This window comes from Halobacillus litoralis (assembly GCF_004101865.1).
GTDB classification, from domain to species: Bacteria; Bacillota; Bacilli; order Bacillales; family Halobacillaceae; genus Halobacillus; species Halobacillus litoralis_A.
Genome location: NZ_CP026118.1, coordinates 1,172,070 through 1,187,500 on the forward strand (window position 1 = coordinate 1,172,070; position 15,431 = coordinate 1,187,500).

General features: G+C 34.4%; 17 protein-coding genes and 9 tRNA genes. 1 reads left to right on the plus strand and 25 read right to left on the minus strand.

Going from position 1 to position 15,431, the window contains the following annotated elements; translation table 11 throughout:
* Positions 1–42 precede the first annotated feature (42 nt).
* Positions 43–210 (plus strand): YfhE family protein, encoded by a 168-nt coding sequence (locus HLI_RS05870; RefSeq protein WP_128523888.1) that lies wholly within the window; start codon positions 43–45, stop codon positions 208–210.
* 484 nt (positions 211–694) lie between these two features.
* Here HLI_RS05870 and HLI_RS05875 read toward each other — a convergent pair whose 3' ends face one another.
* The 25 genes from HLI_RS05875 to HLI_RS05990 form a co-directional block, all read right to left on the minus strand.
* Entirely contained in the window at positions 695–1,006 is a 312-nt protein-coding gene (locus HLI_RS05875; protein ID WP_241655945.1) for a phage integrase N-terminal SAM-like domain-containing protein, read from the minus strand.
* Between the two features lie 274 nt (positions 1,007–1,280).
* Positions 1,281–1,679 (minus strand): hypothetical protein, encoded by a 399-nt coding sequence (locus tag HLI_RS05880; RefSeq protein WP_128523889.1) that lies wholly within the window; start codon positions 1,677–1,679, stop codon positions 1,281–1,283.
* Between the two features lie 64 nt (positions 1,680–1,743).
* A complete protein-coding gene (locus HLI_RS05885; RefSeq protein ID WP_128523891.1) occupies positions 1,744–2,868 on the minus strand; it encodes a DUF4238 domain-containing protein in 1,125 nt (374 codons plus the stop codon).
* A gap of 207 nt (positions 2,869–3,075) precedes the next feature.
* Positions 3,076–4,149, minus strand: coding sequence for an RES family NAD+ phosphorylase (locus HLI_RS05890; RefSeq protein WP_128523892.1), 1,074 nt, complete (start codon positions 4,147–4,149; stop codon positions 3,076–3,078).
* On the minus strand, positions 4,146–5,087 hold the full coding sequence (locus tag HLI_RS05895; protein WP_128523894.1) for a sce7725 family protein: 942 nt from the start codon (positions 5,085–5,087) through the stop codon (positions 4,146–4,148). The genes HLI_RS05890 and HLI_RS05895 overlap by 4 nt, the downstream gene beginning before the upstream one ends.
* Positions 5,088–5,089: 2 nt before the next feature.
* A complete protein-coding gene (locus HLI_RS05900; protein WP_128523896.1) occupies positions 5,090–5,935 on the minus strand; it encodes a sce7726 family protein in 846 nt (281 codons plus the stop codon).
* Positions 5,936–6,328: 393 nt separating this feature from the next.
* Positions 6,329–6,694, minus strand: a complete 366-nt coding sequence (locus HLI_RS05905) for a phage terminase small subunit P27 family (protein ID WP_128523897.1) — start codon at positions 6,692–6,694, stop codon at positions 6,329–6,331.
* A 257-nt stretch (positions 6,695–6,951) separates the two neighbouring features.
* The gene (locus HLI_RS05910) at positions 6,952–7,188 is read right to left on the minus strand and encodes a hypothetical protein (protein ID WP_128523899.1); all 237 of its coding nucleotides are present in this window, start codon (positions 7,186–7,188) and stop codon (positions 6,952–6,954) included.
* A 111-nt stretch (positions 7,189–7,299) separates the two neighbouring features.
* Complete coding sequence (locus tag HLI_RS05915; RefSeq protein WP_128523901.1) at positions 7,300–8,793, minus strand: phage major capsid protein; 1,494 nt, start codon at positions 8,791–8,793, stop codon at positions 7,300–7,302.
* Positions 8,750–9,988, minus strand: a complete 1,239-nt coding sequence (locus HLI_RS05920; RefSeq protein WP_128523903.1) for a phage portal protein — start codon at positions 9,986–9,988, stop codon at positions 8,750–8,752. The genes HLI_RS05915 and HLI_RS05920 overlap by 44 nt, the downstream gene beginning before the upstream one ends.
* Positions 9,989–10,490: 502 nt before the next feature.
* On the minus strand, positions 10,491–10,943 hold the full coding sequence (locus tag HLI_RS05925; protein WP_128523905.1) for a hypothetical protein: 453 nt from the start codon (positions 10,941–10,943) through the stop codon (positions 10,491–10,493).
* Positions 10,933–11,349 carry a replication initiator protein A gene (locus HLI_RS05930; protein WP_128523906.1) on the minus strand — a complete coding sequence of 139 codons (417 nt, stop codon included), beginning with the start codon at positions 11,347–11,349 and terminating at the stop codon, positions 10,933–10,935. Before HLI_RS05930 ends, HLI_RS05925 begins: the two co-directional genes overlap by 11 nt.
* Before the next feature lie 345 nt (positions 11,350–11,694).
* Positions 11,695–12,021, minus strand: a complete 327-nt coding sequence (locus tag HLI_RS05935) for a hypothetical protein (protein ID WP_128523908.1) — start codon at positions 12,019–12,021, stop codon at positions 11,695–11,697.
* A gap of 290 nt (positions 12,022–12,311) precedes the next feature.
* Positions 12,312–12,461, minus strand: a complete 150-nt coding sequence (locus HLI_RS21520; protein WP_164908501.1) for a hypothetical protein — start codon at positions 12,459–12,461, stop codon at positions 12,312–12,314.
* Positions 12,462–12,590: 129 nt separating this feature from the next.
* Positions 12,591–13,376, minus strand: coding sequence for a hypothetical protein (locus HLI_RS05940; RefSeq protein ID WP_241655946.1), 786 nt, complete (start codon positions 13,374–13,376; stop codon positions 12,591–12,593).
* A gap of 153 nt (positions 13,377–13,529) precedes the next feature.
* Positions 13,530–14,459 (minus strand): tyrosine-type recombinase/integrase, encoded by a 930-nt coding sequence (locus HLI_RS05945; protein ID WP_128523910.1) that lies wholly within the window; start codon positions 14,457–14,459, stop codon positions 13,530–13,532.
* A 121-nt stretch (positions 14,460–14,580) separates the two neighbouring features.
* Positions 14,581–14,662, minus strand: a tRNA-Leu gene (locus HLI_RS05950).
* 9 nt (positions 14,663–14,671) lie between these two features.
* Positions 14,672–14,745 (minus strand) — tRNA-Cys (locus HLI_RS05955).
* Between the two features lie 60 nt (positions 14,746–14,805).
* Positions 14,806–14,877 (minus strand) — tRNA-Gly (locus tag HLI_RS05960).
* Between the two features lie 8 nt (positions 14,878–14,885).
* Positions 14,886–14,960, minus strand: a tRNA-Gln gene (locus HLI_RS05965).
* A 27-nt stretch (positions 14,961–14,987) separates the two neighbouring features.
* Positions 14,988–15,063 (minus strand) — tRNA-His (locus tag HLI_RS05970).
* 13 nt (positions 15,064–15,076) lie between these two features.
* A tRNA-Trp gene (locus tag HLI_RS05975) sits at positions 15,077–15,147 on the minus strand.
* Positions 15,148–15,166: 19 nt separating this feature from the next.
* Positions 15,167–15,252: transfer RNA gene (locus tag HLI_RS05980), tRNA-Tyr, on the minus strand.
* 19 nt (positions 15,253–15,271) lie between these two features.
* Positions 15,272–15,347: transfer RNA gene (locus HLI_RS05985), tRNA-Thr, on the minus strand.
* Positions 15,348–15,354: 7 nt separating this feature from the next.
* Positions 15,355–15,430: transfer RNA gene (locus HLI_RS05990), tRNA-Phe, on the minus strand.
* Position 15,431 lies beyond the last annotated feature (1 nt).

Below are 15,431 nucleotides of genomic sequence, written 5' to 3' on the forward strand. Positions count from 1 at the left end.
AATTGTGAGTATAACCCGATTCCAATAGAAAGGATGAGCACTATGTCCAAAAATTCACAGTACCAACCTATAGGAGGAAGTGGGGAAGAACCATCAGACGCTCAGGAAGTTAATTATGCAAAAGAATTTAAACAAGCAGATATCGCTGGTGGATATCGAAAACCTAAAGTAAAAGATGCAAAAAATGAAAATCCTAACTTAAAAAGATAAATCATCTTAAAGCAGCTTTCTTAGCTGCTTTTTTTCTTTATTTGTTATTTACGAAGTTTTTACGTCCTGGAGCTCTTTTCCTTCGAATCTTCTGTACATAAGGTTTCTCCCCCGACCTTATCAAACTACTACAACTAACGTTTCACAAACACAACTTCAGCTTCAGTAAAATTATATAGAGCGCGAATCACATCCGATTTACTACGTGTAGAGTATGCGCACTACTCCTCACGTCTTTAATTCTTAACTTGACCACCCCTTATATGCCAATAACGTTACCTGTGACAATTTAAACTTCTCCATGTCTGCCTTGTAGTCCTTCATTAACAGGTACTTATACATAGGATCGCGTTCGATATACCTACCTGTTAAAATCTAACGGTCTAGTAGAACGGTATTTTATCAATTTCCTGATTTTCTAATGTTTCAATTATTTTTTGCCTGCCTCGAAGCAGCTTTATATTCTTCATAGGATTAGTAGAGATCAATTTGTTCTTTTTTTAGTAATTGTAGAAAGTGCTCTTAATGGACGTAAATGAGTGTTGATTGTTGTAATACTTATTTGCGTTTTACTCCTTACTATGAACGCTTCTATATCTTCCTGTTTAATATCAACGATATCTTTTTTCAACATCTTTTCAGTAGCGTGAAATTCATTCATGTAGTATTCGATTGTTGCCGGTCTTAAATTACGTAGACAACAGTCTTTAAAGAATTTTTCTAGTACCTCATCTTCAGTAACCTTATTCCTGATCAGATCCAATTCTTCTTCTGATAATTCCTTTCGTCTCTTCACAACATACCTCCTACGCACACGATTTTGGTTTTTTTGTCGTGTAAAATAAACAAAAAAAAGACCCCAACATTACTGTTGAAGTCTTCTCTCTGTTACATTTTTAGTACCGGTGGCCGGGCTCGAACCGGCACTCCGTGAGGAACACGATTTTGAGTCCCACAAAAGTACAATTATGTAACGAGATCAGTCATATCACAGTAAGTGGAATACTTTAGATAATTTGCATTACACGATTACTGATAATTATGCCCCTGCTACACAAAATCGTCAAGAACTAATGAACTTGTTTGTTGAAAATAGCTTGCCCATTTGCCTTGTATTTTTTTATTAGTTCTTTCTCATGTCTTCTTGCAGAATTTATTTCTTTAAACTCTGCAACAATCTTATATTGTATCTTTCCAGATACCATCAACTCACGATGTACCGTGTTTCTTCTATTAGTATATCTTCTACATCTATACCATACACCGCTACCTACATATACTACTTTGTCATTAAGATGATGTTCATATACAATGTAAAGGTTTACTCTTCTTAACTCGCTGGGATCTAGTCTATACCTTTTTATTAACTGTATAACCTTTTGATAATTCACTCCATAAATTTTTGCGATGTCTTGATTAGTCATTTTTTCTAATAAGTGATCAATCAGCTTTTCTTTTGTAGGTAACACATACAACACCTCCAAAGGTGTTGTATCGAAGTGTCGAAAAGAGTAAAGCACTAAAGCCAAACTTTTACTTTTCTCTGAAGTAGCTCCCACTTTTTATTTTTGGAGGTTGTTTATCAAATTTTTCCGAATCCTTTTCTATATACTCTTCTATGAAAGGTGACTCCATTCTTTTTAACCCCCCCATGTGCTGGGGAAGTATAAGTCCTTTTCCAAACTCAGAAAGAGTAATCCAAGGAAGTGATATTTTTTTTGTTACTCTATTTTGTGTGACATTAATCAAATGACCATCTTCCTCCATTGATTTGAATGACCCTACTTCCCTTTCAAGATCACTAATCTTAGAGGTTCCTCTATTTTTAAGGTGAATTTTTTTTATATAATCTTCTTTAATTTTCTGATTAAAGAAAACATTATTATACGCATTCAAATAGAATAACTCATTTAAAGAATCAACTTCTCGGGCTCTATTAATCGTTATAACATCATCTTTTATGTTTGGTATATCATATACTAGTCCGTCATATAACAACAAGCATTGTGTTGAGGATATGGGAAAGAAAAGCTGAAGCCCTCTTGTAACATACCCAAACCCTCTCCCCTGATATTTCCTTCCAATATAAAATGAGTTGTAACGAATCAGCGGATTATCTGACGTAATGAAACTCCTTGATGTTTTTTGATTAATAAGAACCAGTTTTAAATCTAATACTAGGGGGATGCTTTCTAAGGCAATGCCTATATTTTGATTGGCGGCTTGCTTTATCTTTATTTTAAATTCATCTAAGTTTATGCCTTTCATATCTGGATGCTCTTTCATCATTTCTTTAGCTAAGAAATCAGCCATATTATCTGCTGAGTCAGCATTTTTTAAGTTCCTTGCTTCACTGACCAACAAAAAAGCAATCAGATGCTCGTAATATTCAAATTCCTTATCAATGTTTGGAATGCTCTCTGTCTCTATTATCCTTCTAATAATGGCTGAAGCTTTTCTTTCTATCTCTTTATCTAAGAATTCTTCAACTACTTTATCATCGCCATAGAAATTATTTTTTTGACACATATCTTTAATTGAAGCATTTTGAATGTATTTTAAATTTGTAATGTTAAATGTACTAATTGATTTATCTGTTTCTGAGAAGTTTCTAAGATAAAACTTCGGAACATAGTGTTGCCTGCTTTTTTGGCCCACAGTTCCATTCTCCCCCTTCAATATCGCGCGTATCTCTATCCAAAATTTGGATTATATCATAATTCTACCACATAAAAATTCTTATTCACTCGCTGTGCCTCACAAAAATTATAAGTAGGAACGTAAAAATCCCCTTGAATATTAACATTAGGGGATTTTTATAAGGGAATAAAATTGATATTTTATAAAGAATATACAACTCAAAAATTAATCAGTTATAACTTCCGTATTATAGGTCATTCCTGTTACATCAAGCACACTTACTTTATTGCATTCAAACAAATCAGGATTAAAAATTGCTACATTGTACCCTTTTGGATTCATCGTACTTTTATATTTTATACCTTGATGCCCCTTGCTTTTAAGATAATCAGTTATATATTGGGTAGGTAAATAGTCCAAAGGCCCATCACTTCTTCTAAGTGGTTTTGCTATTTCATGACTGATTTTCTTAAGGTGTGTTTTATTCACAGCATGTTGCTCTGGACCGATTCCCGAAAAGGGACTAATTTTATCTAGAGCCACAAAATCAATCACTTCGATATCCTCTTTTAACCTAAACTCGCCAATAGTAATGAAATCGTGAGTTCCAGCTCTTATTTCATGAAGGGTAGTGTCGAAATCGTTAGATAAATACAAACAACTAATACCCATTGGGTTAGCCCTACCATCAGTTGCTTTTCCTTGTGGTGGTGCCCCCATGTCCGATGTTTCATATCCATCTTCTTCAGTAGAGATTCTTGCTCTATAAAAGACCTCCCCTTCACGATAGGGAGTTTTCACATAATCACAAAATACATCCAAAACACTAGTATTAATGAAATTAGTATGAAATCTGTTAACATTCTTTATTTCATTCACAAAATTTTCCCACTCATGAGTCTTTAATATCGAGTTTTCTTCTAAATATTCAATTTGACTCAATGAGGTAATACTTATTGGTTCATCAAATAACTCAGGAGCTTCTTCATATTTTTCATGACAAATATTCCTTACTAGGGTGTAGATTTTCTCTTTTTCAATATTAAAAATTCTCCATCTATCATTTAAATCATCTTTAAGTAAATAAGTTTTTTCTTTCGGGAAATCACCTGGTAAATTTGATACTGGTTCATATATTTCTAGCAATTCATTAAAATTGTCAACCAATTCGTCATTTTCTTCTGTATCGTATATGTAGCCGTTCATCTTGCCGCATGTATCGCAATCACCTCTATTATTAATTCCTTTAATAATAGCCTTTATCTCTGAATCTTCAAAACATTTAGCGCAACAAATCATAAATCGAACTTCCCGTCAAAATATTGACTGATTAACTCTATATGATGCATAATCGCAAGTTTCTTAACTGTCCCTAAACCTGGATAGGTTCCATTTCTATAGTGTTCCATAAATTTCTCTAAACTATATGTATTAATATTTCTGGTTTCTTTCCATTCTGCTAACTTTTGTAAAGCTTCACCAAATTTACCAGCTGGGTCATTAATATCTTTATTTGAGTTTGAGACAAAGTGTTTAATTCTCAAACTTTTATCAGTATCAAAGTACACTATGTGAATTGCAACAGCATATGGCGCAAATCCAGATTCAGAATATTCTTCACCGACAATCGAATAATCTGAATACCCCATAAAACCATCTTCCTCAAAATAAATATGATCCTCTGAGAAAGCCCTGCTATTTATATCTTTATAATCCGCATTTCTTGCTTCCTTTTCAAATCTGTCTTCAAGTAAAACACGTTTAACTTTAATTTTTCTTTTAAACGCGCTTTCTTCCGGTATTAGTGTGTATAGCGGATTTTTGTTTCCAAATGATTCGAGATAGTTACTTAGATAATCTTTATTTTTATTAATAACTAAAAGTTCATTTTCTTCCACGCCATTACTAAATAATTCATTTAATTCATTGTTACTGTTTTCATTCATTATATGAGAAATAACGATGTTCTTACTCTTAAGTGCTTCACTAAAATTCATTTTCCATCCTTCTTTTTTTAGAATAGAAATATCTTTATTAAAATTACCTACTTGAGGGTGTAGTATCACAGCTAAATCCTTTTCCTTATTGATAAACATTCCCATAGTCTTTAGTAAGGTTGCCGAAGGTTTTATCGGTTCAATGATTGGCAAAATTTTATTATTGATTAAGTTATTTTCAGCTAACTCTCGTAAAGCAAGAAGTTCATATTGCCTTCCTCTTAAATAAGGTAAATACATTATTATTCCCTCCACTCTTCATTTAAGAAGTTATTTAATTTACAGTAATCACTTTTTCTAAATTTAGAAAAATAAACCATAAACTTAAGTTCATAAGGGACTTTCTCGTATTCATCTTTCTCAGTCAAGCTTCTTTTTTTTAATTGAGTAATCATATATTCATATGCCGTTGCTATGTCGATTTTAGTAAACCATTCTAAGCATTCTGTATAATAATTAAATTGATTCGTAACAGGTAATTCTCCAAAGTGAGCAAACAATAGATCTTCAAACTCATGCTTCCTTAACATCTTAAACATAACATCATACTCTAGTCTGGAATTATCTTCTTGAGGTTCTTGTCTGGTACTTATTGTATTTCTACTCGTTAATATGCAAATTCCTAATTTCGTATCTTTGAACATTCTTTTTGCTTTTGGGTAGTTTGATTCTGAAGTGACTAAACAAACATTGTTGAAGGCTTTATAATAATCCTCTATTTGATTATTTAACCTATCAAATGTATCTAAATCAGTTTTTATCTCATACGCTGTCGCTTTCCCATTGATTAAGACAAAATCAACTTTAGATTTATTAATCGGAATTTCAGTTAAAGCAGTAGTCGTATTTAAACTGTGTCTGCCCAATAACAACTTATTAAAGAGTGTATTTTTAAAATAATATTCATTTCTGTATTCTTTCTTTAGATAATTGTAAATCTCACTGATAAGTGACTTATTGTTCATTGAAGCGTGATTTTCAACATATCTTTCTACACAGGTCTCAAATAAAGAATTATTATTTTCATTTATTAGGTCCACAAATATATTACGAGTAAAAAGCCTATTTAAAAGTAAATGATTACTCATATTTATGTTCCCACCTTACTTTTAGTTAGAAATACTCACTTATATCATAGCATATGACAACACTGAAGTAATTAAATATAAGCTTATCTTTATCTAAAAATATCTTTAATTGCTTTACATTTTATAGAATTGCCATATAACAAGGAAAACAAAGATGGAGGACTTCAAAATGACTGAAAAAGAAATTACAATAAAACAATTAAAGAAGCAATTAACGAGTTTGAAAAAGCGTGGCCAAAATTCAGACCTCAGTTTGAATCGATCGGACTGGATATGGAGTCAGTAGGAGATGGACTTGTTATATGTTACACCGGTGAATATGAACCCAGTGATTATTACCCTCAAGATATACTTCTAAGAGAGTTGGTAAAAGAGGTTGAATCAGCAAGGGAACTATATAGCCCTCCCTGCCAATACGTTCAGAAGTGGATCGTTTGATAAGTCTTCTGTTTTAACTTGTTCTTCTTTGAAACGACTGGAAGCATCTAATCCAAGCAGCTTAAATGATTCGAGAACTTTAGCTTGTGCTTTCATGCTAATTGATACAGCTGGGTGCTCTTTCATTCCATGTAAGGCACCAACTACAAATCCCTCTTGAAAAAGCCTTTTCTGACAATCTTCCAGTGTAGCAAGATTGAAGGATAAGGCTTCAATGATTGGTTTATCTGTTGGGTTCAGTTTATCTATATTCTTAAGTTCTTCTACTACAAAGTGAAAGTATTCCGTAGCAGTTTCGTTAAAATATTCTGGAGCTTTCATCTACTCCCCTCCGCTTTTACATTTTTTTACATAAAAATAGTTTTTGTCAAAATTTAAATCAAAGTAACCGACTCTCCCCTAGTTATTATAGTGATTTTACTCTTTTTTCCTACAAGTAGTAGCCTCATCAATAACAGCTCTCTTAATCATCAACTTAGCTCGATTTGAAGATGGATGACTAACTGAGTTGAAGTAGTTTGTCTCTTTTTACTAATTTTAACATCATACATTCTTGTAACCATACGAAACCTTCTTCCTTACTGGACTTTACTATTGACTATCCCTCTGACAAATCCCAGACTAACTTCATCAATGTCTTTGTATTTAAGAACTTCGTTCACATGTTTCTTGATTTCCGATGGACTGGTAGTGTGCTTATAGAAGAAAGATACAAGGATTTCTGCTAAAATCAGACGATAATTCGAGGATCGGAATGAATGGCTAATATTTTCTAACAACTCAATATGAAATAACTTTGTTTCTTGGTGGTTCATTTAACTTTTTCCCTTCATCATAATTTTGCACAGTTGTCCTTCTTCTAATATAAAAAAGGAAGCCAGCTATAACTGACTTCCTTATATTTGTGAAATGTTTCACGTTAATAATTATGCTTGAGCTACGTTAAGTTTGACGATCGCGGCAGGATTCACAACAGCTCCATCCATGAAGGCATCATACACATAAAGCTTTGCACCTTTAAGAGCTAGTCCGGAATCAACGATTTCTTGGATCCCTGCTTCTTGCTTAATCATGACAGCATAAGCTTCTGCAATGTTACCGAATACAGCTGGAGTTGCAGCAGGGAGAGCATCTGTAACGTCAACTGGCATACCAAATAGAACATACTGGATTTTACCATTTACGGTTCCCATTTGAACATAATAATGACCGTTAGCGTCTTTCAATTTAGCGATTTGGTTGAAGAAGTCACGAGACATTATGAAACTTCCTCCAGTCAAGAACTCAGGATGAACTTTAAGGTATAGTTCTTGAAGGTCTTCAAGAGTAGCAGTACCAACTACATCAACGGATTGAACATCAGCATCTGGAACGATGCCTGCAAATTCATCTCCACCTAGTCCAACAAGTATAGATTTTTCTACTGTTTTCCCAGCACGGCGAGCTAAAAGATTTTTAGAATAGTCAGCAATATTTACAGCAGAATCATTAAAGAGTTGGTTGGATAGAGTTAGAGCAGCACCAACACGTTTCTGCTTCGAATCAACTTGCTTGAAACCAATAGCGCTTTCAAGAATTTCTTGTCCTTCACCGAAAAAGCCAGCTGTTACGGAATCATCTTCACGAGTAACACGAAGAGTACCTGCAACAGAGTTAAGCTTACGAGCCTTCGCGAATACAGGAGAGATCTCTTCCATCTTTAGAACGATATCATTATGAGTGTTCTCAGGGATTAGAGCTGCACCAGATGTTGTTGTTTGAAGAGCACGTGTTTCTCCACGTAGAATAGATTCAAATTCGTTAGTACGAGTTTCCATTTTTTTCATAAATTGTTCTCCTCTTTCTTCTTGATTATTATCGTAATACTCTGCGTTCCTGTTTAAAGAAAATTCTTTTTCTTTCGGAATTTCAATATCTTTAACTAAGTCAATATTGCGAGCACTGATCATGCTTTGGGAGTAAGCAGGGTCCTTTACTGCACTAATCTCATAAAGTTCAAGTTCATGAACAGTACGAATGTGAAGTCCATCTTCCATACTCCAAGAATCACGAATGCTTCTAAATCCAAAACTCATTGAACCAATCAATCCATCAGTAATGAGCTGATAGTAGTCACGGCCCCACGACGTTTGAGAAATAGTAGCGTCCATGTAAAGTCCTTCTTGCTCTTCTCGAAGAGTTAGAGAATCATTTCGAGTAGAAGAAAGGACTTTCTTACTGTCATGCTCTGCTAAGAAATCAATCTCTTTAGATCGGTTTTCGATAGCTTTTTGAAATGCTCCTGGTGCAATTTTTTCTCGGAATTTTTGCGTAACTCCAAGAATCTCCGATAGCTGGCCAGGTTTATTGACATAGCCAGATACAACTAAATCACCATTAGATGATAAGGTCGTTTGGGTGTCTCGAATCTCCATCTTCATCTGATTCATCCTCCTGCTTAATCGTTTCTCCAAGATTAATTACTGTAATGTCACCTGTCTCAACATCTTTCAATGCAGAAGCCATATTCAAAGTAAAGTAATCCTTTTCGATACGTTTATAGTCTAGGCGAGATCTTCCTTCGTTCTCAGAAATAATGCCGTTTTTGACTAGCTGAATAGTCGTTTCGACTTTCTGTTTTTCAGTTGTTCGAAGAACCTCTGAAGTATCGAAACGGAAGTAAATTCCACCAATCTTTTCAGATTCATCAAGCAACTCTTTATTCAAAGTTGTCTCAATGACATTAATTAATGGACCAACTGTATATTGAAGGAAATGAAGGTTGTTCATTTCAAGACTTCCATATTTGTTGGCTAAAGAATTGACCATAGATTCTGGAACATTAAATAATCGAGCAACTGAAGCTAGAGTTGTTTTGGCAGACTCATTAAGTTGAAGATCATTAGGATTCAATGAAATAGGTGTGTAATCTAGACCTTCTTCAAGAATCAAAGTTTTAGAAGAGTTTTTTGATCCTCCGTAAAGGTTCTCCCAACTCTCCCGAAGCCGATTAATAGCAGGCTCAGTCAAACGAGATGCAGCTTTTAAAACTCCTACTGGAAGAGCACCATTCTTCATGACATTCTTGGAGTAATCTAACTCATTGAATGCTTGTTGAAGAATTTGATCTCCATCAACGAGAACCCCTTCAGTGCCAACATCAAAAGAAATTACTTCATCTTCAGATAAAATAACTGAAGCATTTGGAGAATCGTATCTGTACTCAACTCCTGCAATCGTAAGGTCATCTTTGGTGTAGAAATCCGGGTGAACTTGATTAGCCTTCAAATAGAAGAATTGATCGTATCTATTAAGAAGATAAGCTTTGCCGTAGAACAACAAATCTTTGATCAACAACCTCTTAATCTTTGCTGAAGTTTCACGCTGGTTCATCGATTCATTAAGAAGGTCAATTCGACTATCTTTTTTGATCGTGTTAATGTCTCCATTCTCTAATTCTTTATAGAGGTAAACTGGAAGTTGGCTCACTGTTGAAGCAATTAAATCAACTGATGCTTTTACAGCTGGTATTTGCATAGCTTGCTCTTCTGAAATTGAATAAGTACGAGCCGAACTGTAAATCGTGGAAGAAAAGTAATCACCTTTCTTTGAGCCAGGGAATGTGAATAGCCCCATGTTTATTCCTCCTTCCGGCAAAAAATAAAAAGCTCAGCTGCCAAAGCAACTGAGCTTATGTATAAATCTCAAAAAGTTTTAAGTGAGTTATAAATATAAAAATAAAGAGAAAGCCCTGCTGCTGACAAGGCTCTCTCATATACCGCACAATGAATCGGAGGAACCATTATGCGAAGTTCTTCAATAAATAAGAAAACCTTTGTTCTAAAGGTGAAAATTGTGAAAACATCGGAGAACGCAATATGGAAGTTATGACAAGAGTTTTCCAGACTAAAGTCATCGAGATAGTTGAAGGACAATTCAACTGTAACGGTGGGCCAAGGAGGAGGCCCATAATAAAAAATGAACTGAATCTATTATGATCCAGTTCATTAAAATAAAGACGTTTCAATGTCAAACCGCAAATAAAATTCTAGAACAGTTTTGTCACTTATACTACTCTCTAATATATATATATACAAACCTTAGTTTTTTGAAACAAAACCCGAACAATAACGTTCAGTTATGATAAAAAGTTTTCGTATTCTAAAACTGGAATAAAGTAATACTGATTTTTATAGAGAGCTTTGTCCTTAATGTAGTGATAGAGAACCGTTCTTCCGATGCCCCATTTGAATCCTTTACCTTTCAACCACTCTACTAAGTCTGCTCTTCTTTCAACTTTATCAATGACATTTTTATCTGTATCAAGAATATAGAGAGCTTTCACCGCATCAGTATTCATCAGCTCTTCGTGTTCTCTTTTCTCACGCTCTATTTTTTCGGCTTCTTTTCTAATTTTTTCTGCAATACCAATTTCTTTAGCATATATCTTTTCTTGCTCTTTCTTCTTCCTCCAGGCTTCTATTTCTGCTCTAGCTAATTTTTTATGACGATCTTCTCTAGATTCTTGGACTGAAGAATGGTTTTCAGATTTAAAATTTTTTTCTTGCCATTCCTTAGGATTAAATTTCATTAGAAACTCCTCCATTGAAATCAGGCATTTCTAAATCAAGCATCTTACTTTTTTTCCTTTGACTATCCCACAAATCAAGCTCTTTAACATATATAGGAGTTGAGATACCCGATTTTTTCACTTTTTGTTTATCATAGTCGATTAACCCCAAATCTTTTAATTTTAACTTTATCCGATATAATTTAGATTTTTTTATATTGCAGTAGTCCAAAGCATCTTTTTCAGTAAAAATCACAAAAACTCTACCATTACTATCTGTATATTTATCAGCGTTCTTCTTAGAAAGTTCCTTTAAATCTAATAACCATGAATAATAAAATATATGATCTCCACTTAATTGTCTTAGTTCTTCATATTGAAAGAATTCCTTTGGAACTTTCATAAATTTCCCTTTTTGATTTATCATTATGTTTCCTCCATTGTGAATTTATTTTCGTAGTTATTTTATCTAGCGAATTTAATTTGTAAACAATAGAAGAAAAATTTAAACGATCAAAAAACAGAATGTTTTTTGAATAAATAAGTTTAGATTATTAAGTATAGATAATTAAGTATAGATAGAGTTCTATTATAAAACTACTCTGAGTCCAATATAGAACTACTCCGTTCTATAATAGAACTACTTTTACGTGTTCTATCATAGGACAACTTTAATTAATAATTGTATTAGATACAGAAGTGGAATTAATCGGAGTTTTTTAACTTTATGAGTAATTTTTCAAAAAAAAGATCGGACTATTTGTCCGACCTTTTATTCGAGTAAGTATTCAATATCTTTATAAAACCATAGAGGTAATCCATCATCATCTATTTTCATAAAACCAATCTCATTAAGTTTTTTAATTGTTTTTCTAACCTGATTCCGTGATGGATACCAATCAGAACCATTCGTCTTCATTTTTTTTATAGTGTACTTTACATTAACTAAAAAGAAGTCTTTTCTTCCTAATGTTAATGCATCTACTCTCACACGGCTACCCACTTCAAATAGAATCATAGTAATAGTTTGTTCCTCCCATGAAAGCTGAGACATTGCTTTTTCGTAAATTGGTTTTGACTTTAGAATGTATGGATTCATTATTATTACCCCCGAATAACTATTGATTTTGTTTTACAAAACTCTTATATCTCACAGATTTAAGATGTAAAGCAAAACATAAAAATAATTTTTAATAGTTATAGAAAATCCATATAGGTTTCCAATCAAGGAGAATTGTCATTCAATGTTGGCTATTCTCTTATTAAAGAAATTGGAAATGGATAATAATAATCGGAGTGCATTACAGGGAAAAACAAAGGAGATAATATGAATATATTACCTCCCTCTTTACGGAGCATTACGATGCTCCTATGAGCTTCTGGTGACTATTAATAATCCATGTCTATCTCAGTATATTTTTCCTTTGGACTACTGTAATGCTTGTAATATAATTCATTTAACAATTTCCAACACTCTGCACTGTCCATTTCTTGAATAATTTCCATTACTTCTTTCGCACTTCCAGTTTGCTTTGTCACACGATCCCTCCTAAGTAATTAGATACGCAAGTAAATTCTAAGGCATCTTTTAAACAATATGAGTATTCCTATTATAAAACATTTTTTGATTAACGACGCTCACCTATGTAACCCTGGGAACTATTGTTTTCAATTGTTTAACCAGTCATAATACAGATCCAGTTTACCGTTCCCGTTACTTAAAGATATTTCCACTTCTCCTTTTTTAAGTTTGCTCTTATATAAGGTATTATCCAAACACCTTCTTAAATAACCACCAAAATTTTCTACATCAGTTTTAGAGTCTAATACTTCTTTTACTACTCTTAAACAAACCTCATTACTTAATCCTTTTATTCGATATTCATTTGTAAGTTTGTGTATGATTTCATCATTGTTAACCGGTTCCTTGTTAACAAGATTATCTTTTTTATTTTTATATTGTTCTTTTTTATTTTTCTTTTTAATAGATGAGCCCTTTTGGTCAGGCTTGCTATTCCCTTTTGGCATACTTAGGTTTTCCCTTTGGGCAAGGCTGGGATCAGCGTCAACTCTTGATACATTCAGGTCTTCCCTTTTGGAAGAGCTAGGATTTACCTCAGAAACAAGCTCTTTTATTATCTTATCCGTAATGTGAAAGTACTTTTTAGAAGGTACCCCCATCATTTTTGTATCAATATACCCTGCTTGTTCCAGTTCTTTAATTGCTCTTAACTGTTGTTTATATGTTAAAGCTGTTTCTTCTTGTAATACTTCACTCGTTAAGAAGAAATATTCTTTTTCATCTCGAACAGTTATCATTTTTTTGTTTTTGAAACTTTCATAACTAGAGCAAAGCTGCCCAAATACAATTGCTCCATTCGTTGATACTGTGTGGGCTAACTCCTTATTGTACATGACAAAACCATTTCCACTCAGCAAAGATAATAATCTCATGGCTTCTATCTCCTCTTGACTCAGAAGAAATAGACTTGCTATATTTAAATAACAGAAGTCTATCTTCTGGTATGTGTTTTAGAGAGTGGAAAGGGTCCTAATCTTAGCCACTCTCTATTATTTTATTTTAATATGCAAACATACGTTCGTACACTAAAATTTCAAACCTTTAAGGGCACTATATTGTTTATGTTTCTTTTCAATATCTGGTCCCCAAAGGTACACATACTTTTTAGTTATAGTCATATCACTATGACCTAAAATAGTCATAAGAGTAAATGCATCTGCACCAGCCATGATCATTCGTTTCGCCATAGTGTGCCTAAATGTATGAGGGCTTACTCGCTTACTAATACCTGCTCTTTTTCCATAACTAGTGAAACCTGTTTGAATACTATGAGGTTTTAACTCATTATTATCTCGATTTATAAATAACTTGTTCGTTCCCTCAACATCTCCTCTTATCACAAGGTACTTTCTTAATTGTTCCTGAGTTCTCTCAGATAAATAAACAATTCTCTGGTATAGATTCTTAGTTTTTCGTATAACGATATGATTTGTAGCTACATCTTCAACTTCAATGCCTACTAACTCTGATAACCTTATCCCTGTATCTAGAAAAACCAGAAGAATCACTTCATTACGGAAAGATACAAATGTTCTATCATTTCTCATTATCGTTACTAATTTCTCAATTTCCTGATTGTCTAATGTTTCAATTACTTTTTGCCTGTCTCGAAGCAGCTTTATGTTCTTCATAGGATTAGTAGAGATCAATTTGTTCTTTTTTAAGTAATTGTAGAATGCTCTTAATGCACGTAAACGAGTGTTGATTGTTGTAATACTTATTTGCGTTTTACTTCTTACTATGAACGCTTCTATATCTTCCTGTTTAATATCAACGAGATCTTTTTTCAACATCTTTTTAGTAGCGTGAAATTCATTCTTGTAGTATTCGATTGTTGCCGGTCTCAAATTACGTAGACAACAGTCTTTAAAGAATTTTTCTAGTGCCTCATCTTCAGTAACCTTATTTCTGATAAGATCCATTTCTTCTTCTGATAATTCCTTTCGTCTCTTCACAACATACCTCCTACGCACACGATTCAACGCACACGATTTTGGGTTATTTTTGTCGTGTAAAAACAAATAAAAAAAAGACCTCAACATTACTGTTGAAGTCTTCTCTCTGTTACATTTTTAGTACCGGTGGCCGGGCTCGAACCGGCACTCCGTGAGGAACACGATTTTGAGTCGTGCGCGTCTGCCAATTCCGCCACACCGGCATATGTCTTTGGAGGCGGCAACCGGAATCGAACCGGTGATAAAGGAGTTGCAGTCCTCTGCCTTACCGCTTGGCTATGCCGCCAAATCAAGTTCAATTACGATTGTATCATATTCACGTTTTAAAGAAAATGTGAATGTTTAGAGCGGGAGACGGGATTCGAACCCGCGACCCCCACCTTGGCAAGGTGGTGTTCTACCACTGAACTACTCCCGCATGAATAGTGGCTGGGCCAGCTGGATTCGAACCAGCGCATGACGGTACCAAAAACCGTTGCCTTACCGCTTGGCTATGGCCCAATATAGGTCTTTAATTAATGTATTGAATGGGGCGGCTGATGGGAATCGAACCCACGAATGCCGGAACCACAATCCGGTGCGTTAACCACTTCGCCACAACCGCCATAATAAGAAAGCAGGGGTAGTAGGAATCGAACCCACATTGACGGTTTTGGAGACCGTAGTTTTACCATTAAACTATACCCCTATTTGATTGAGAAAATAAATGGTGGAGGGAGTAGGACTCGAACCTACGAACCCGATGGGAGCGGATTTACAGTCCGCCGCGTTTGGCCAACTTCGCTATCCCTCCACGCTGATGAAATTTCTAATGGTGCCGGCCAGAGGACTTGAACCCCCAACCTACTGATTACAAATCAGTTGCTCTACCAGTTGAGCTAGGCCGGCTTGTAAATGGTGGCTCGGGACGGAATCGAACCGCCGACACACGGATTTTCAGTCCGTTGCTCTACCGACTGAGCTACCGAGCCA